15 protein-coding genes are annotated in these 18288 nt (G+C 66.6%); 10 read left to right on the top strand and 5 right to left on the bottom strand.

From position 1 onward, the window contains the following. The first annotated feature begins 12 nt into the window (after window positions 1-12). The 5 genes from GNX95_RS13205 to GNX95_RS13185 all read left to right on the top strand — a co-directional run bounded on the left by GNX95_RS13205 (window position 13) and on the right by GNX95_RS13185 (window position 4263). Window positions 13-1152 (top strand): sensor histidine kinase, encoded by a 1140-nt coding sequence (locus GNX95_RS13205; protein ID WP_222853551.1) that lies wholly within the window; start codon window positions 13-15, stop codon window positions 1150-1152. Continuing rightward, a complete protein-coding gene (locus tag GNX95_RS13200; RefSeq protein WP_163507381.1) occupies window positions 1149-1802 on the top strand; it encodes a response regulator transcription factor in 654 nt (217 codons plus the stop codon). Before GNX95_RS13205 ends, GNX95_RS13200 begins: the two co-directional genes overlap by 4 nt. 293 nt (window positions 1803-2095) lie before the next feature. Continuing rightward, window positions 2096-2236 carry a hypothetical protein gene (locus GNX95_RS13195; RefSeq protein ID WP_163507380.1) on the top strand — a complete coding sequence of 47 codons (141 nt, stop codon included), beginning with the start codon at window positions 2096-2098 and terminating at the stop codon, window positions 2234-2236. Between the two features lie 24 nt (window positions 2237-2260). Continuing rightward, on the top strand, window positions 2261-3550 hold the full coding sequence (locus tag GNX95_RS43140) for an alpha-L-fucosidase (protein ID WP_163507379.1): 1290 nt from the start codon (window positions 2261-2263) through the stop codon (window positions 3548-3550). Further along, the gene (locus GNX95_RS13185; protein ID WP_163507378.1) at window positions 3547-4263 is read left to right on the top strand and encodes a FadR/GntR family transcriptional regulator; all 717 of its coding nucleotides are present in this window, start codon (window positions 3547-3549) and stop codon (window positions 4261-4263) included. The genes GNX95_RS43140 and GNX95_RS13185 overlap by 4 nt, the downstream gene beginning before the upstream one ends. Here GNX95_RS13185 and GNX95_RS13180 read toward each other — a convergent pair. Continuing rightward, complete coding sequence (locus GNX95_RS13180; protein WP_163507377.1) at window positions 4253-4435, bottom strand: hypothetical protein; 183 nt, start codon at window positions 4433-4435, stop codon at window positions 4253-4255. The genes GNX95_RS13185 and GNX95_RS13180 overlap by 11 nt on opposite strands. 89 nt (window positions 4436-4524) lie before the next feature. Here GNX95_RS13180 and GNX95_RS13175 point away from each other — a divergent pair, with 89 nt between their 5' ends. Genes GNX95_RS13175 through GNX95_RS13165 form a run of 3 tightly spaced genes read left to right on the top strand, consistent with a single transcriptional unit; the run spans window position 4525 to window position 8785 of the window. Next, window positions 4525-5478 (top strand): ATP-binding protein, encoded by a 954-nt coding sequence (locus tag GNX95_RS13175; protein ID WP_163507376.1) that lies wholly within the window; start codon window positions 4525-4527, stop codon window positions 5476-5478. 16 nt (window positions 5479-5494) lie between these two features. Further along, complete coding sequence (gene ptsP, locus GNX95_RS13170) at window positions 5495-7861, top strand: phosphoenolpyruvate--protein phosphotransferase (RefSeq protein ID WP_222853549.1); 2367 nt, start codon at window positions 5495-5497, stop codon at window positions 7859-7861. Window positions 7862-7912: 51 nt separating this feature from the next. Then, window positions 7913-8785 (top strand): aminoglycoside phosphotransferase family protein, encoded by an 873-nt coding sequence (locus GNX95_RS13165; RefSeq protein ID WP_163508024.1) that lies wholly within the window; start codon window positions 7913-7915, stop codon window positions 8783-8785. A 202-nt stretch (window positions 8786-8987) separates the two neighbouring features. On the opposite strand, the gene GNX95_RS13160 is transcribed toward GNX95_RS13165, so the two are convergent. From GNX95_RS13160 to GNX95_RS13145, 4 genes are all read right to left on the bottom strand, one after another. Further along, window positions 8988-9647 (bottom strand): DUF7003 family protein, encoded by a 660-nt coding sequence (locus GNX95_RS13160; protein ID WP_163507375.1) that lies wholly within the window; start codon window positions 9645-9647, stop codon window positions 8988-8990. Beyond that, window positions 9644-12928, bottom strand: a complete 3285-nt coding sequence (locus GNX95_RS13155; protein WP_163507374.1) for a phage tail protein — start codon at window positions 12926-12928, stop codon at window positions 9644-9646. The genes GNX95_RS13160 and GNX95_RS13155 overlap by 4 nt, the downstream gene beginning before the upstream one ends. Window positions 12929-13011: 83 nt before the next feature. Next, window positions 13012-14193, bottom strand: a complete 1182-nt coding sequence (locus tag GNX95_RS13150; protein ID WP_163507373.1) for a 4-hydroxybenzoate 3-monooxygenase — start codon at window positions 14191-14193, stop codon at window positions 13012-13014. 10 nt (window positions 14194-14203) lie between these two features. Further along, entirely contained in the window at window positions 14204-15034 is an 831-nt protein-coding gene (locus GNX95_RS13145; protein WP_163507372.1) for a PaaX family transcriptional regulator, read from the bottom strand. A 121-nt stretch (window positions 15035-15155) separates the two neighbouring features. Here GNX95_RS13145 and boxC point away from each other — a divergent pair, with 121 nt between their 5' ends. After that, window positions 15156-16808 (top strand): 2,3-epoxybenzoyl-CoA dihydrolase, encoded by a 1653-nt coding sequence (boxC, locus tag GNX95_RS13140; protein ID WP_163507371.1) that lies wholly within the window; start codon window positions 15156-15158, stop codon window positions 16806-16808. A 3-nt stretch (window positions 16809-16811) separates the two neighbouring features. Further along, window positions 16812-18233, top strand: coding sequence for a benzoyl-CoA 2,3-epoxidase subunit BoxB (gene boxB / locus GNX95_RS13135; protein WP_163507370.1), 1422 nt, complete (start codon window positions 16812-16814; stop codon window positions 18231-18233). The last annotated feature ends 55 nt before the right edge of the window (window positions 18234-18288 follow it).

The following is an 18288-nucleotide window of genomic DNA, read 5'->3' as shown; positions in this document are numbered from 1 at the left end:
GGTCATGATCAGATGAACCGAGCTGGTGAGGTGGTGTCCGTGGTCAAGGTGCGCAGGGTTGTCGGCGATGTCGTGCTGGCCCTCGTACTGCTGCCGGTCAGCGTCGGATCCTCGTACGGTGCGCGTTTCTGGCAGCCAGACGCGGCGCGGATCGACGCGCTGGCCACCGGACTGATCGTCGTCGGCCTGGTCGCGCTGGCCGTGCGCCGCACCTGGCCGTACGTCGCGCTCGGCGTGACCACGCTGGCCACGACGGTCTATCTGACCTTGGGATATCCGTACAGCCTCATGCTGTTCGCGGTGGTGGTCGCGGTCTACACGGTCGCGCGGCACCGGCCGTTCCAGCATTCGCTGCCGGCGTGTCTGGCGGCGTTGGTCGTGCTGTTGGTGCACGTGTTCTTTCACCCGGACGTGGTGCAGTTCTACGGCGCCCTGCTCGGCTCGGCGTGGGTCGTGCTGCCGTACGCGGTGGGGATCTCGATCCGGCTGTGGCGCGAGTCGATCGAACGCGACCGCGCCGAAGCGCTTCGACAGCACCTGGACGAGCAGCGGTTGCAGGTCGCGCAGGAGGTGCACGACATCGTCGGTCATGGACTGGCCGCCATCAAGATGCAGGCCGATGTGGCATTACATTTGATGGCAAGGAAACCTGAGCAGGCCGAGCAGGCGTTGGAGGCGATCAGCCGGACCAGCAGCGAGGCTTTGGACGAGTTGCGATCGACGCTCGCCGTCGTACGACGCGTCGACGGCGCCGCCGAACGCGCGCCGGCGCCGACGCTGGCGCGATTGCCGGAACTGTGGGAAAGAATGGCCGAGGCCGGCGTGACCGTCGACTTCGTCCGCGAGGGGGAGGCGCGCGCGTTGCCGGCTGTCGTCGACCTGACCGGTTACCGTATCGTGCAGGAGTCGTTGACGAATGTGCTGCGGCACAGCGGATCTGGCCAGGCGACGGTGACCCTGACGTACGGCCCCGACGATCTCACGCTCGCCGTCAGCAACGCCGTCAACGGCCAGTCGGAGGCCGGCAGCGGCCTGGGGATCCCCGGGATGCGGCAGCGCGTCGTCGCGCTCGGCGGCGAGTTTTCCGCCGGCCGCACCGAAAATGGCCGTTTCGAGGTGTACGCTCGCCTGCCGACCGGAGGGCACCAGTGATCAACGTACTGCTCGTCGACGATCAGGACCTCGTACGGATCGGCCTGCGCGCGCTGGTCGACAGCGAGGACGACATGACCTGCGTCGGCGAGGCCTCCGACGGCCTCGCCGCGGTCGGTGCCGCCAAGGAAACCCGCCCTGACGTGGTGCTCATGGACATCCGCATGCCCGGCGTCGACGGCCTCGAAGCGACCCGCCGGATCGGCGCCGACCCCGACCTGGCGGACACTCGCGTCATCGTCCTCACCACTTTCGAGGTGGACGAATACGTTTTCGAGGCGCTTCGTCATGGGGCCAGTGGGTTTCTCCTGAAGGACACCAAACCTGCTGAGCTGCTCCGCGCCATCCGGCTCGTCGCGGCCGGCGAGGCACTACTTTCTCCTTCTGTGACCCGGAAAGTCGTCCGCGAGTTCGTGACACAGTCGTCCCGCCCGGTGAAACCGCATCCGTACCTGCACACGCTCACCGACCGCGAGCGCGAGGTGGTGGGTCTGGTTGGCGAGGGCTTGAGCAACCAGGAGATCGCCGAGCGGTTGGTCGTAAGTCCGGCGACGGCGCGTACCCATGTCAGTCGGGCGATGACGAAGCTGGGGGCCCGGGATCGGGCCCAGTTGGTGGTGTTCGCGTATCAGTCGGGCTTGGCTAGCTAGCTTTTCAGTCGAGTCGGCCAGGGCGTCCCAGCAGGCGGCGCAAAGGTCCATTAGGTGAGACTCGCCGGCATGTGTAACGCTAAATGTCCACCTTGTGTAACTCAAGCTCGACATGAATGCCGAGTTGCTAACGCTAGATGCAAGAAACAAGGCTTTCGCACCCGCAGTTTCGCCGGATGCTGTGACCACTGTGACTATTGAGACCGACAGTGCCGTTGTGACCAATGTGGCCTGGCTGACGCCCGGTTGGATCCAGCATCGAGCGGGGAAGCTTCGGCCAGGCCTAGACGTACGTGCCGTTCGGCCGCTTCATGCTCAACGGATTTCTGGTGGCGGCCGGCGGCACGATCCTGGTGCTTACCATTGTCCTCGTGCTCGCACTGCAGCGTCGTCTCGTCAGGGGGATCGCGCTGAGCGGCCTCGGTGGCCGTTGACGACCGGACCATAAGGGAGAGCCAGTGACCTCGCCGACACCCAATCCAGCGTCCGCTCTGGAGTGGTTCCAGGACGACCGGTTCGGCCTGTTCCTGCACTGGGGACTGTACGCGCTGCCGGCTCGGCACGAGTGGGTGAAAAGCCGGGAGAAACTGACCGACGCGCATTACGACCGGTATTTCCGGCACTTCGACCCCGACCTGTTCGATCCGGCCGGCTGGGCCAGGATGGCGCGCGAGGCCGGCATGCGGTATTTCGTCATCACCACCAAGCACCACGAGGGTTTCTGCCTGTGGGACAGCGAGCTCACCGACTACAAGGTGACCAACACGCCGTACGGCCGGGACCTGATCGCACCGATGGTGGAGGCGTTTCGCGCGGAGGGGCTGCGGGTTGGCTTCTATCACTCGCTGATCGACTGGCACCATCCGGATTTTCCGGTCGACGGCCTGCATCCGCGGCGTGACGACGAGGAGTTCAAGGCCGCGAACGCCGGTCGCGACATGGCGAAATACACCGACTATCTGCACGGCCAGGTGCGCGAGCTGCTGACCCGCTTCGGCCAGATCGACTATCTGTTCTTCGACTTTTCCTACCCCGGCCGCGAATGGGGTGGCAAGGGCGTGGCCGACTGGCGGTCCGAGGAACTGCTCAAGCTGGTACGCGACCTGCAGCCGGACATCCTGGTCAACGACCGGCTGGAGATCCCCGGCGATTTCGTGACCCCGGAGCAATATCAGCCGTCCGCGCCGATGCAGGTCGACGGCCAGCCGGTCGCCTGGGAGGCCTGCCAGACGCTCAACGGCAGCTGGGGATACGACCGGGACAACCTGGACTGGAAGCCGACCGACCTGCTCGTACGCATGCTGGTCGACAGCGTGTCCAAGGACGGCAACCTGCTGCTCAACGTCGGCCCCAACGGCCGCGGCGAGTTCGAGCCGCGCGCGGTCGAGCGGCTGCGCGGCATCGGAGAATGGGCGCGGCTGCACGGCCGTTCGGTGTACGGTGCGGGTCGCAGCGAGTTCACGCCGCCGGCCGACTGCCGTTACACGCAGCGCGGCGACCGGCTCTACGTGCACGTTTTCGGCTGGCCGTTCAAACATCTGCATTTGCCTGGCCTGGCCGGCCGGGTCGACTACGCTCAGTTCCTGCACGATGCTTCGGAGGTGGGAATGCGGGTCATCGAGCCGGCCGAGCAGGCGCAGAACACCAAGCTCGGCGGTCTGCCGGAACACACGCTGACCCTCGAGCTGCCGGTGCAACGGCCGGAGGTCGCGGTGCCGGTCATCGAGCTTTTCCTGACCTCGCCGTGACAACACGCCGGACGGCCGGACGGGGACCGAGCGTCACCGACGAGGCGATCAACCGGATCAAGGGGCTGATCGTGGCCGGTGAGCTGCGCCCCGGCGACCGGATGCCGGCCGAGGCCGAGCTGGCCAGCCAGCTCGGCCTTTCCCGCAACTCCCTGCGCGAAGCCGTACGCGGCCTCGCGCTGCTGCGCGTGCTCGACGTGCGGCAGGGCGACGGCACGTACGTGAGCAGCCTGGAACCGCAGCAACTGCTGGAAGTCATGAGCTTCGTGGTCGATCTGCTGCACGACGGCACCAGCCTCGAGCTGATCGAGGTGCGCCGGATGTTGGAGCCGGAGGCCACCGCGCTGGCGGCCGCCGCGGTGACCGACGAGATGCTCGCCGAGCTGCGTGATCTCATGGAACAGATGGGAAAAGCCGCCACCTCCGAGGAACTTGTCAGTGCTGACGCCAGTTTCCACGACCGGATCGCGCAGGCGACCGGAAACTCCGTGCTGGTCTCGGTGTTGCGCAGCCTCGCGACGCGTACGCTGCGGGCCCGCCGGTGGCGTGGCATCGTCGACGACGGCGCCATCGCGCAGACACACGCCGGTCACGCGGCGATCTATCGCGCTCTGGAAGCGCGTGACCCGGGTCTGGCGCGCGCCGCGGCGCTCAGCCACATCGGCAACACGCAGGCCTGGTTGCGCAATGCGCTCAAGGACGTCAGTCCATGACGACTTTGTCCACCGGTATGCCGATCTCCGGCGGCATCGCGCAGCGGCAGGGAGCGTACGACCGGACATCGGTGGCCACGATGCCGTGCTGCTGCTGACCGCCGCCAGCCAGGCCGTGTCCGATCTGCCGGCCGCCGAGCCGGAGCTGTGGCGGATCGATCCTCGACGGCATCCGCGCCGAGGGGGCGCACCCGCTGCCGCAGCCACCGCCAGCTATGTGATATTGATTTTCACTACCAAGTAGCTCGGCTGGAGTGCACAGTGAAAATCGCCTTCGTGGGCAAGGGTGGCAGCGGAAAGACCACCCTGACCTCACTTTTCGTCCGTTTCCTGGGCGCCGCGCGGCTGCCGGTGCTGGCCGTCGACGCCGACATCAACCAGCATCTCGCCGCCGCGCTCGGCCTCGACGACCTCCCGGTGCCGCCGATCGGCCACCATCTGGACACGCTCAAGGACTATCTGCGCGGTGACAATCCGCTGATCGCGTCGGCAGCCGCGATGGTGAAGACCACGCCGCCGGGACGCGGCTCACGGTTGCTGACGGTGGCCGAGCCAAACGAGCTGTGGCGGATGTTCGGCGTACGGGTCGCCGGCGCGACGCTGCTGTCGACCGGCGAGTTCACCGAGGAGGATCTCGGAGTTTCCTGTTATCACTCGAAAGTCGGTGCCGCCGAGCTGCTGCTCAACCACCTCGCCGAAGGACCCGACGAATACGTCGTCGTCGACATGACGGCCGGCGCGGACTCCTTCGCCTCCGGCATGTTCACCCGCTTCGACCACACCTTCCTGGTCGCTGAGCCGACCCGCCGCGGCGTGAGCGTTTACCAGCAATATCGCCGATACGCGCGTGACCACGACATCCCGCTGTCGGTGGTCGGCAACAAGATCGGTGGACCGGCGGACGTGGCATACCTGCGCCGCGAGATCGGTGACGACCTGGTCGGTTGGTTGGAGCAGTCGGTGGTCGTACGCGCCCAGGAGCAGGGCGAGACGCTGTCGCTGGACCAGCTGGAGCCGCACAACGTGCGGACTTTGGCGCTGCTGAAGGAAACCGCGGACGCGTCCGGCCAGGACTGGCAGCGGCTGACCCGGCAGGCGGTGGAATTCCACCTGCGCAACGCCGCAGCGTGGGCCAACGACGCGATGGGTTTCGACCTCGCCACGCAGGTCGATCCCGGTTTCGAGCCCGGTCCGGCGGCGTACTCGCGGAGGTGATCGTTACGCTGGAGGCGTGATCGGCATCGTTGTGGTGGCACACAGCCGACCGCTCGCCGAGGCCGCGGTCGCCTTCGCGCGCGAGATGCCGGATGCGAGTCGGGTCCCGATGGTGGTCGCCGCCGGTCTCGACGATGCGACCTATGGCACGGATGCCGGTGCGATCGCGGAGGCGATCCAGCGGGTCGACGGTCCGGCCGGCGTCCTGCTGTTGATGGATCTCGGCAGCGCGGTCATGTCCGCCGAGCTCGCGCTGGAGTTGGTGGACGACGAGGTGCGGCAGCGGGTCAGGCTTTGTCCGGCGCCATTGGTGGAAGGTCTGGTGGTGGCTGCCGCGGCCGCCGCTGCCGGGCAGTCGCTGGACGCGGTCGCCGCGCAGGCGATCGACGCGTTGGCGGCGAAAATGCCCACCGAGACAACGGAGGGCGACCGCGGTTCCGCGCAGGCCGTGTTCGACGTACGCAACGAGCATGGCCTGCATCTGCGACCTGCCTCGAAACTCGTCGCGCTGGTGCTGGATTTTCGCGCGGACGTACGCATCCGCGATCTGACCACCGGTGCCGGACCGGTGTCGGCCGCGAGTTTGAGCCGGGTCACCGGAATCGGCGCCGGTCAGGGACATCGGCTGGAGGTCAGCGCCAGCGGTCCGGACGCGGCGGATGCGGTGGCCGCGGTCGCCGCACTGGCCGAGCGCGACTTCGACGATGTCGCCGACCAGCCGTCGAGCGGCTCGGTGTCCGGCGGAGTGCTCGCCGCCTCACCGGGAGTCGCCGTCGGTCCACTGTGGACACCTGTGCGGCCGACTCCGCGTGCCTCCAGCCGGCCGGCCGGGGATCCGGCCGCGGAGTGGCGGCTGCTCACCGACGCGGTCGCGGCCGTACGCGCCGAGACGATGCGCCGGCGCGATCAGGTCGAGCGCGAGGTCGGCCCCGGCCAGGCCGACATTTTCGGCGCGCATCTGCTCCTCCTGGAAGACATGGAGCTGCTGGCCGAGGCTCGGCGACAGCTCGACGCCGGCCGCACGGCCGAGGTCGCGTGGGATGCCGCCGTCCAGCTGATGAGCGAGGAGTTTGGTGCGCTCTCAGACGAATATCAGCGCGCACGAGCCGCGGACGTGCGGGCGGTGGGGGATCAGGTCCTGCGCCAGCTGATCGGCGAGCCGGGCGTTTTTCCTTCGCAGACTGGCATTTTGGCCGCCGACGAGCTGAGCCCGGAAGAGGTGAGTGGGCTCGATCCGGATGTCGTGACGGGGATCGTACTCGCCAGCGGCAGTCCGACCGCGCACAGCGCCATTTTGGCACGTGCGAAGGGGATCCCCATGGTGGTCGGTGCGGGATCGGCGATCCTCGGTGTCGAGGCCGGCACGATGGTCGCGATGGACGGCGGCAGCGGTGAGCTGGTCATCGACCCGCGCGCCGAAACGCTCGCGAGTTTCGTGTGGAGAGCCGGAAAGCATGACTCTGAGCGGGCCGAAGCCGCGGCTCGAGCCGACGAGCCGGCGCGTACGGCCGACGGCGTCGGCGTCGAGGTGGCCGCCAATGTCGGAGCCGTTGCCGATGCCGCTCTGGCCGAATCGGCCGGAGCCGACGCGATCGGCCTGGTGCGCACCGAGTTCCTCTTTCTGGGACGGACGAAACCGCCGACCATCGACGAGCAGGAGGCGACCTATCGCGGCATCGCCGAGACGTTCGGAGGACGCCGGATCACCCTGCGTACGCTGGATATCGGCGCTGACAAGCCGTTGTCGTATCTGCCGTCGGTGCCAGAAGCGAACCCGTTTCTCGGCCTGCGTGGCATCCGGTTGGCGCTCGCACAGCCAAAACTGCTGCGCGACCAGATCACCGCGATCCGCAGGGTCGCCGCCGACCACGTCGTCGACCTGATGTTTCCGATGGTGTCCACAGTGGACGAGCTGCAGGCGGCGGTGGCGGTCGTCGGTGACGACCGGCCGGCCGGACTGCGGATCGGCGTGATGGTCGAGGTGCCGTCCGCCGCTTTGAACGCCGCCGCGCTCGCGCCGCTCGTCGACTTCTTCAGCATCGGCACCAATGACCTGACTCAGTACGCTTTGGCCGCGGAGCGCGGAAATCCGGCCGTCGCGGCACTGGCCGACCCGTTCGACCCCGCCGTGCTGCGGCTGGTCGATCTGGTCGTACGCGCTGCCGGCGATCGGATGTCGGTGTCGGTCTGCGGCGAAATGGCCGCCGACGAGTCGGCCGTGCCATTGCTGATCGGTCTGGGCATACGCGAGCTCAGTGTCGCACCCGTTGCCGTCGCGACCATCAAGCAGGCCGTACGCGCGACCGATGCGAAGGACGCGAAACTCCGTGCTCGGCGCGCGTTGAGCCTGCCGCACGCGCGAGCCGTACGCGAGCTGTTCTGAAATCGGTTGGACATCGGGCTGGCGGATCGGTTAGCTGGCCTGGTGACACGGATGCACGCCGACGAGTTCGACATCGACGCCGCGCTGGTCGAGAAGCTGGTGGCCGAGCAGTTTCCGCAGTGGGCCGGCAAAACAATCGCTCGAGTGGCATCGTCAGGCACGGACAACGCGATTTTCCGGCTCGGCGACGATCTGTCCGTACGGATGCCGCGGATTCCTGGCGCCGCCAAGCAGATCGAGCTGGAGGACCGCTGGCTGCCGAGGCTCGCGCCGCACCTGCCGGTGGCGGTCTCGGCGCCGCTCGCGAAAGGTGTGCCGACCGCCGGCTATCCATGGCCGTGGGCCATACATCCGTGGCTGGACGGGGAAAATCCGGTCGTCGGCCAGATCGGCGATCCGCGCCAGCTGGCGATGGAGCTCGCCGCCTTTGTGAAGGCACTGCGTGAAATCGACACGACCGGCGGTCCGGTGGCCGACCGCGGCCTACCGTTGGCCAGTCGCGACGCGTACACGCGAGATGCGATCGCGCGCAGCGAAGGCCTGATCGACACCGCGGCGGTCACGAAAGCATGGGACGCGGCGTTGGCCGCACCGCGATGGGACCGGCCACCGGTGTGGATCCACGCTGACCTCTCGCCCGGCAACATCCTGGTCAGGGACGGCCATCTCACGGCGGTCATCGACTTCGCCGCGCTCGGCGTCGGCGAGCCGGCCTGTGACCTGATCAACGCGTGGAATCTGCTGCCAGCCTCCGTACGCGCCGATTTTCGCGCGGCCGTCGACGTTGCCGACGCGACCTGGGCTCGCGCTCGCGGGTGGGCCCTGTCGATCGCGATCATCCAGCTGCCTTACTACAAGGACACCAATCCGGCGCTGGCCGCCAACTCCCGCCATGTCCTCAACGAAATCCTCGCGGAGTCCTGAGACAACTGTGCCAGGGGGCCGTCGGCTATCAGTTCGGCAGCCACGAGGCGCCGCTGACGTTCTTGGCAGCGGATGATACGGCAATGCGCGCGCCGAGCCGATCGTCCACAGATTCCGCCATATGCGTACGACGGAGAACCAAGTGACGCAGCATTTGGCGTGAGAACGCCCACGAGACTTCCTTGATCGTTTGCCGGCCGGATCAACCGCCGCCACAGGAATCGAGGTCGGTGGCTTTGCCGAGCGCGATCGAGTCGGCGATTGCGACGAAACACGGCAGCTCGCTGGGCAGTTCGTCCTCACCTGGATCAGGATGCACCCAGTCGCTCAGCCGAAGGACGGGGTGCAGACCGGGCTGGTCCACTGCCGCCAGCACCGCGTCCTCGTCCAGCAGCAGCTGATCGGGATGACGAGCGGCCAGCAACCGGATGAAGGCGAGCTCGCGCGGTGTTTCTTCGAGGTCGATCCCGGCTTCTGCGTAATCTTCGGCAGAGTACGAGAAGTGCTGTGGAGAGCCGCCGATGGTGACCTCGTAGTCGAACAGGTCGGCCTGCAGCTTACCTTCGATGAAAAGCGGAGTTTCGCCGGCCGCCGCGACCACCTCGGATGGGAAGAGCTCGCCGGGTTCCTCCAGCCGGTTTCCGAAGACCTGAACGAACCGTACGAACTGAGCCTCGGCTTTTCCCCACGCCACGAGCTGGATGGTGAGCAGCCAATCCGTTTCCGAGACATAGGCGATGAGCCGCATCGCGGCGTCGGGATAGTTGGAATTCCCTGGGGACAGCAGTGAATAGTCTTCCTGGGCCGCGTCGAGCTGACGCAGCACCTCGGCCTTGCGGCTGTCGTCCTGAGAGTTGCTCACCGGCTCCCCTTCAATGCCTTGATCTCGGCCTGTATCGTCTGCGCTTCGGCTTTCATCCGCTCGTACTTCGCGATCTTGCTCTTCAACCCTGTCACCGTACCGCCCTGCTTGACCGAGCAACTCTGGCAGTGCGGATAGAGCAGTTGTGCGCCGGCCGGAACGACCGGCTTGCCGTCCAACATGATGTCGAACAGTTCGCTGGCCGGCTGGTGGTCCGGAATGTAGAGCGGCTTGTCCGTTCTCGTGCAGGTGTGGCAGCCGTGTAGTGGACCCTCGCGGTTGGCCCACGCGCGATCGGCGTCCGTTGGCACCCGACTGGACGCCGGTCTCGGTGTGCCGGCATAGCTGCCGACCTTGAGGAGTGGCCGTACGGTGTGGTCGAGAATGCTCTGGCGCTTGGCCGCGATCGCGTCCTCGCTCTTCTTCAGCTTGGCCTCGAGTTTCTCCAGCTTCTTCTTGTCTTCTGGCGAGATGATCCGTTCGGACGGCGTGTCCGACCGTTGTACGGTCGCCTCGGCGTGGACGTACTCGTAGACGCCTTCCTTGCGGTCGACGACAAGGCGAAGGCTGGCAAGTCCGTAGCGGGATGTGATGCCGGGCAGCTTCGACTGGACGGCCGGCTCGTCCGGACCGCGCTTGATGGCGCCATGCGCGGCCTTGAGGCCACCGTCCAGATTGCCTTTCTTCCCGCCCCTGCCGAACTTCGCCTTCATCTTGGCCCAGATCTTCTTGCCGAAACCGACGATCTTGTCGGTGATGAAGTCGATGGCCTTGTTGACCGGCTTGGCCAGCGACTGGAAGAACGACTTGACCTTGTTGGCGATGCCGCCAACGCCGAGGATCGCCGCGAGCGCACCGATCAGTACGGGGATGGACTTGGCGAGGGCTTTCTCGATGAGCGCTGGTACGCCGCCCGAGCCGCCGCCGGCGATGGCGATGACGGCGTCCAGGACGGAGTTGACGAACTCGATGATCTGCGCGCCGCGTTCGACGATGAAGGTGACGATGTCGATGATCATCTTGCAGGCCTTGATGAACGCCGAGGCCGGGTTGAGCAGCGAGATGATCCAGGTGATGCCGGCCATCAGCACCGTCGGGATCAGATATTCGCTGATCTTGGAGAACAGGTTTTCCTTGATGTCGCCGACGCGTTCCTTGATGTCCTCCCACACCGCGCCGATGCCGCCAGAAGCGATTTTCTGCGCCACCGGTACGGATTTTTCCACCGCCTCCATGGCCGGTGCCGGTACGCCGCGCGAGATGATCCGCGCTTTGATGGAGCCCCAGGTCAGGCCGAGCATGGACGCGATCATGGTGATGATGCCGCGCAGGTCGAACTTTTCCGGCAGCTGTACGCCGGCCTCGGCCATCGAGCCCATCAGCCAGCCGACGAGGCCTTTCTTCAGGTGCGTACCGATGTTGGCCATGAAGGCCTTCAGGCCGGCACCGACCGCGGAGACCAGGTTGGACAGGAAACCGATGGGGTCCTTCAGGATCGCCATCACGGCGGAGGCGGCTTTGGCGAGTACGCCGAGCAACAGGTCCTTGAGTTTCAGGATGGTGTCGATGACACCCTTGACCGCGTCGACGGCCTTGGCGATCAGGCCCTTGTTTTTCTCTTTCTCCGCGGCGATCTCGTCGTCGACGCCTTTGAGCGCCTCGGTGTATTTGGAGGCCAGCGTGTTGACCAGGTCGTTGCCTTTGGCATCGACCGACTCGGTCAACTCGTCGAACTTCGACCCGAACTCGCCGGCGGCCTGCTTGCCGATTGCCTGCAGGTCCTTCGGCAGTTTCTGCACCTCGGCCTGCAGCTCCGTACGGCCCTGCGCGATGCGCGCTTTGGCGCGGTTGAGCTCACCGCCGATCAGGTCGGCGATCCCGGAGATGACGGTCTGCATACGCGACACGTAACCTTGCCGCGCGGTGACGAAAATCTGGTTGGCCTCGGCCGGCAGGCCGGCGAACTTGTCCTTGATCCACCGCAGTTTTCCGGTGAAGCCGGAATAGCGCTTGTCCTTGTATTCGTCCATCCGCCGCTTGTGGTCGGCGGTGAACGCGTCCCGCGCGGCCTTCTCGTCGGCGGTGAACTTGTCGTCGACCTGCTTGTCCAGGCCGGAAAGGATCGCCTCGACGTCGGTTTTGGTGGTGTCGAAGACCTTTTGCAGTTTCGCGGTGACCTGCGCGCGCTGCGTCTCGTTTTTGCTTTGCGCGCCTTGCTTGCCGGAGGTCACCTGCGCGCCAGCGGTCTTGCGGTCAGCGGCCAGCGCGTTCATCGCCGTCGCACCGGCGGACGCGGCGTGCGCCTTCGCGCCGGCCAGTGTCTTGTCCTCGGCCGCACGCACCTGACCCGGCGCGATGGCGGAGTGTTTTTCGCCGTCCTTCTTGGCGTGCAGCGCGTCGGTGAACTCCGGCTCGTTGGACTTGGCCAGCTGGTCCTCGGTGACCTGAGCCTGCGACATCTGGTCGTCGACCTGCTTGGGGCCGGCGGAGAAATCTGTCGCCGAGGCCGGTGCCTTGTCGGGGATGGCGTTGGCCGGGTTCGGTGCGCCGGGTGCTGGTGGCGGCTGGTCGGGTTTGAGTGGAGTGACCGGTTTTTCCACGGCTTTCGACGTGTCCGGCGCGGCCTTGGTGGCGGTGTCGATCGCGCCGGCGGAGGCTTTCTTGCCGTCGGCGACCTTGCCGGCGACCTGGCCCTTGACCGCGTCGGCCTTGCCGGAGGAGGAGAAATGGTCGGCCTCGTCCAGGTTTTTGGGCGCCTGCGCCGCGATCGCGTCGTTGACCGCCTTGATGAACGCCGCCTTGTTGAACTCGCCCGGCTTGGCGGCGTTCATCTTCTCCGCGTTGGCCGTCTTTCCCTGCGCCAGCTTGTCGTCGGCCGGCGGCTTGGCGGCCGCTCCGGCCGCGTCCGCCTCTGATTTCGCCGGCGCGTGCTTGGCCATTGTCTGCTGCTTCGACTTCACCTCACGCTTGAGCGCGGTGAACTTCGCATCAGACGCGGGGCCGCGACGGCCACCGGCATCGGGCGCCAGTCGCTGTACGGGAACGTCCTCGAGCGGAGCCTCGGCCGAGCCGCCGGATGTCACCGTGGGGGTCGGCGGCGCGGGAGCGACCATCCGCGACACGGCACGGTTTCCGGCCGTACGCTGCAACCGCTGCATGGCCGCGGCATTGAGCCGCTGGCCCGGTGACATGCCGCGATTTTCGTGGTGGTCGGCCGATTTCGGCGGTCGGTCACGCGGCACGGCCGGCTTCTGCTGTTCCCTGTCGGCCGGTGCGCGCACCGTTCCTCCCCACGGGTCGAATCCCCGTGTTTCAAGGTATCCGACGCGGGGTAGTGCTTTCGTGCCTGAAAGGGCAGAAGACCTTAGAAGTCGGCGTCGATCCCCAGATAAAGCTGCGCAAATGCCACCAGCGCCTCGCGCGAGCCGAGCAGTCGGCGGACCCGTGCCTGGGACAGCCGAGCCTTAAACGGATCCGCCGTGCCACTGTGGAAGATGTCGGACAACCACTGCGAAAACTCCTGGTATTGCCAGACTCGGCGCAGGCAGGCCGTCGAATAGCCGGCCAGCCGCGACGGGTCGCCGCGATAGTACGCGGCGATCGCTTCGGCCAGCAGAAGCGCGTCGTTGATCGCCAGGTTCATGCCTTTCGCCGCGATCGGCGCGACGACATGCGCCGACTCGCCAGCCAGATGCAGCCGGCCGTAGGACATCGGCTCGGTCACGTAGTTGTGCATGTCCAGCACGCGTTTCTCGAAGATCGGGCCTTCGTTGATTGGTCCGTCCGGGGTGCCGAGCCGCGCGTGCAGCTCCGTCCAGACGCGATCGTCCGGCCAGTTTTCCGGTGTGTCGCCGGGGCGGCATTCGAGATAGAACCGGGTGACCCGCGGGCCGCGCGCCATGTGTGCGCCGAAACCTCGCGGATGGATGCCGAAAAACACGCAGTCGGCCGATGGTGGCGCCTCGGCCAGCATGGCGAGCCAGCCGATGCCGTAGTCGTGCCGCGCTCGGATCGTTGTCGCGGCGGGAAAGTAGGTCTGTGTGACGCCGTGTGCGCCGTCGCAGCCGGCGACGAAGTCACAGTCGATCCGGTGTTGCCGGCCGGTGGTCGCGTCCACGTACGTGACGACCGGCCGCGCGCTTTCCAGCTCTGCCAACCGTACGTCGCTGACCTGGAAGCGTGCGTCGCCGCCGTTGGACGTGTGCAGGCCAACCAGGTCGGCCACCAGAAACTGTTGTGGATAGAGGAAATGCCGGCCTTCCACCACCTCGCCATAGCGTACGACGTGGCGCGCGCCTTCGAACCGGAACTCGAAGCGGTCCTGCTGCTCGGCCTCGCGCAGCAGCTGGTCGGCGAGGCCGTGCCGGTCGAGTGCGCGTACGGCCCATTCCTCGATGAATCCGGCACGCGGCCGCTGTTCGACAAACTTTCGGCTCTGTTCCTCAAGAAGTACGGTGTCGATGCCGCTTTGTCGCAGCAGGTTGGCGACCGCCAGTCCGGCCGGTCCGGCACCGACGACCGCCACCTGCGTACGCGTCGAGTCCATGAGAGTCAGTTTATGGGGAATTCAGCGCCCGCCAGGCTTTTCTGGCAGCCGGGGCCCACGCGTTGTGCCGGTGGGTGAACAAACGCGCGGCTTCGACGCCGGACCAGCGCGCCGGCAGCAGCTCGCGCGGCAGCGCCGGGTCGATGGCCGGAAACCGGCGCCACGCGTGCACCAGCTCGACCTGGCTGGTCAGTGGGTCCGTGCGCGCCTGGTCGCCGAAGTCCTCGATGAAGTTTTCGTACAGCGCCTCGACGGCGACCAGGTCCCACGCCTGCCGCACCATCGCGCGTACGTCCCCGACGCCTGGCCGGGTGGCGACGAACAGGTGCGCGTCGCCGGCCACGCCGGCCTCCCGCAGCACCTCGGTGACCTCGGCCTCACGGTCGGGATGCGTGCTGATCCACAGGCCGGCGCCGAGCGAGCCGAAACCGGCCCAGCCGAGCCGCGTACGCAGCAGATGCCGCGCGCGGCGGTCACTCTCGGGCACGCGCACCGACACGAGCAGCCAGCGGCCGTCCCAGTCCTGCGCCGGACCGGTGAAGGAATAGATGCGCTGGGCGCCGTCGGTGAGCATCCGTTCGGCGGTGGGCGTCAGGTGCCAGCGCGTACGCCGGCCGACCCGCTCGGCGGTGAGCCAGCCGTCGGCGGCCGTCCGCATCAGTGCCTGCCGGGTCGCCTTCTGGTCGACGCCGAGCTGCGTGAGCACCTCGATCAACGCGGACGTCCACGCCGTGTGGTCGTCTACCAGTGCAAACTCGCCGAGCACGGTGAACAGCAGGCCGCGCGCACTCGGCGCGCCGGCGGCGTCGCGGCGCGAGAGTGTCGGCTGGCTGCTGGTCATGGCGTACCTATTGTCCCTGATCTCGTCTCGCGGGCCGGCGACGTACGGCGTTATTCTACAAGCTGTTGACAGATAGTGGCCTGAGTGTAGAACATTGGGTCAGCAGCGAGGAGGCGTCGAGATGACCGAGCCCCGGGTCGACTTCAGGGTGGCTCCGCAGACCTACCGGCACTGGAAGCTGGCCACCGACGGCCCGGTCGCGACGCTCACGATGGACGTGGACGAACGCGGTGGCCTGCGTCCCGGCTACGAGCTGAAGCTCAACTCGTATGACCTCGGCGTCGACATCGAGCTCTACGACGCCGTCCAGCGGCTGCGGTTCGAGCATCCGGAGGTGCGCGCGGTCGTCGTCACCGGCGGCAAGGACAAGATCTTCTGCGCCGGCGCCAACATCCGGATGCTGGCCGCGTCACCGCACGCCTGGAAGGTCAACTTCTGCAAGTTCACCAACGAAACACGCAACGGCATCGAGGACGCGACCGCGCACTCCGGCCAGACGTACGTGGCGGCGCTGAACGGCACGGCCTCCGGCGGCGGTTACGAGATCGCGTTGGCCTGCGACCACATCATGCTGGTCGACGACCGCTCGTCGACGGTTTCGTTGCCGGAGCTGCCGTTGCTCGGCGTGCTGCCGGGGACCGGCGGACTCACCAGAGTGGTGGACAAGCGGCACGTACGCCGTGACCTCGCCGACTATTTTTCCACCCGTTCCGAGGGAATCGGCGGCCGTAAGGCGGTGCGGTGGCGGCTGGTCGACGAGGTGGTGCCGCGGCCGAAGTGGCACGAGACGGTCGCCGCTCGTGCCGCAGAGCTGGCCGAGCGCTCGTCCCGCTCCGGTGAGCGGGGGATTTCGCTGACACCGCTGGAAAAGAAGCGTGAGGACGATCGCATCTCATACGAGCACGTGACCGCGGTGCTGGACCGCGACGCCGGCACCGTCGAGATCACCGTGCACGGACCGGCCGACGAGCCCGGCGACTTTCACGCGCAGGGCGCGGACTTCTGGACGCTCGCGATGACCCGCCAGCTCGACGACCTCATCCTCGACCTGCGCACCAACGAGCTGGAAGCCGGCACCTGGATCCTGAAGACCGCCGGCGACGCCGATAAACTGCTCGCGCACGACCGGTTGCTGCTCGCGCATCGGGACGACTGGCTGGCCAGCGAAATCCTGCTTTATCTGAAACGTACGCTGAAACGGTTGGACGTCACCAGCCGCAGCCTGATCGCGCTGATCGAGCCAGGCAGCTGCTTTGCCGGCTCGCTGCTGGAGCTCGCGCTCGCCGCGGACCGGTCGTACCAACTTTTCGGAGTTTTCGAGGACATCGATCCGGACGCGACGCCGGCGACGATCGTGCTCGGCGAGATGAGCTTCGGCGCGTTGCCGATGTCCAACGGCCTTTCCCGGCTGCAGACCAGGTTTTTCGGTGACGACGCGTCTCTTACCGCGGCGCGCGAGAGGATCGGCGAGCCGCTGGAGGCCGACGCCGCCGCCGACCTCGGCCTGGTCACCTTCGCGCCGGACGACATCGACTGGGACGACGAGGTGCGGATCGCGGTCGAGGAGCGCGGCAGCTTCTCGCCCGACGCGCTGACCGGCCTGGAGGCAAACTATCGCTTCGTCGGCCCGGAAACCCTGGAAACCAAGATCTTCGGCCGGCTGACCGCATGGCAGAACTGGATTTTCAACCGGCCCAACGCCTCCGGCGAAAACGGCGCACTGCGCAAGTTTGGCACCGGACAACGCGCCGACTTCGACAGGAAACGGGTCTGAGAGATGCCTGACAAGGCCGATTACGGCGAGAAGATCCCCAACAACGTCGACCTGCACGAGGATCGGCGGCTGCAGCGGGCGCTGGAGTCGTGGCAGCCCAACTTCCTCGGCTGGTGGGAGTCGATGGGACCGGCGCTGCCGACGCAGGACGTCTATCTGCGTACGGCGGTCAACGTGGGCCGTGAGGGGTGGGCCCACTTTGGCCACGTGGCGATGAAGGACTACCGGTGGGGGATCTTCCTCGCCGAGCGCAACCGCGACCGGCGGATCGCTTTCGGCGAGCACAAGGAAGAACCGGTCTGGCAGAAGGTGCCCGGCGAATACCGGGCCGAGCTGCAGCGGCTGATCGTCATCCAGGGTGACACCGAGCCGGCTTCGGTGGAACAGCAGCGAAACCTCGGCGCCACCGCGCCGAGCCTCTACGACCTGCGCAACCTTTTCCAGGTGAACGTGGAGGAAGGCCGCCACCTGTGGGCCATGGTCTATCTGCTGCACGCGTATTTCGGCCGGGAAGGCCGAGAGGAGGCCGAGGAGCTGCTGCACCGCAACTCCGGCAGCGAGGACGCGCCGCGCATCCTCGGCGCCTTCAACGAGGAGACGCCGGACTGGCTGTCCTTCTACATGTTCACCTATTTCACCGACCGGGACGGCAAATACCAGCTCGGCACGTTGAAGGAGAGCGCGTTCGACCCGCTGTCGCGTACCTGCGAGTTCATGCTGAAGGAGGAGGCGCACCACATGATGGTCGGCACCACCGGTGTCGACCGCGTGGTGGAGCGTACGGTCCAGGTGATGAAGGAGCACGACACCGACGAGGTGGCCTCTTTCGGTGCCATTCCATTGAAGGTCATCCAGAAGTACCTGAACTTCCACTACAGCGTGTCGCTGGACCTGTTCGGCGGCGAGACCTCGACGAACGTCGCCAACTACTACACCGCCGGACTGAAGGGCCGGTGGATGGAGGAACGGCGCAAGGACGACCACAAGCTCACCAACGACTCCATCATGGTCGACTCGATCGACACCGACGGCGAGATCGGCCAGACCGAGGTGGCCGCGCTGGTTGGCCTGAACACCGATCTGCGCAGGGAATACATCTCCGACTGCCAGAGCGGTGTCAACCGGTGGAACCGCATCTTGGAAAGCGCCGGCCTCGCGCAGCGGCTGAAGCTGCCGCACCAGGCCTTCAACCGTAAGGTCGGCGCCTTCGCCGGCATCCAGGCCACTCCAGACGGTGAGAAGATTTCGCCGGAGGAGTGGGAAATGCGCAAAGGCCAGTGGCTGCCGACCGATGTCGACAAGGCGCACGTACGCTCGCTGATGCGTCCGGTGTACGAGCGCGGCAAGATCGCCGCGTGGATCGCGCCGCCACGCAACGGCATCAACAACCAGCCTTTCGACTACGAATACGTACGCTTTCCCTAGTGTCCTGGCGCAGGACACTAGTGTCCCGAGTCAGAAATTCGTCACTTGTCTCGGC

It is taken from the genome of Fodinicola acaciae, from assembly GCF_010993745.1.
GTDB classification, from domain to species: Bacteria; Actinomycetota; Actinomycetes; order Mycobacteriales; family HKI-0501; genus Fodinicola; species Fodinicola acaciae.
Note: the sequence above shows the minus strand (reverse complement) of the source record. Positions and strands in the feature narration are given on the sequence as shown.

Excerpts from the sequence above, each read along its gene's own strand:
- boxC (WP_163507371.1), top strand. The coding sequence starts at position 15,156 with ATGACCGAGCCCCGGGTCGACTTCAGGGTGGCTCCGCAGACCTACCGG.
- GNX95_RS13165 (WP_163508024.1), top strand. The coding sequence starts at position 7,913 with ATGCACGCCGACGAGTTCGACATCGACGCCGCGCTGGTCGAGAAGCTG.
- GNX95_RS13145 (WP_163507372.1), bottom strand. The coding sequence starts at position 15,034 with ATGACCAGCAGCCAGCCGACACTCTCGCGCCGCGACGCCGCCGGCGCG.
- GNX95_RS13150 (WP_163507373.1), bottom strand. The coding sequence starts at position 14,193 with ATGGACTCGACGCGTACGCAGGTGGCGGTCGTCGGTGCCGGACCGGCC.
- boxB (WP_163507370.1), top strand. The coding sequence starts at position 16,812 with ATGCCTGACAAGGCCGATTACGGCGAGAAGATCCCCAACAACGTCGAC.
- GNX95_RS13205 (WP_222853551.1), top strand. The coding sequence starts at position 13 with ATGAACCGAGCTGGTGAGGTGGTGTCCGTGGTCAAGGTGCGCAGGGTT.
- GNX95_RS13180 (WP_163507377.1), bottom strand. The coding sequence starts at position 4,435 with ATGCCGTCGAGGATCGATCCGCCACAGCTCCGGCTCGGCGGCCGGCAG.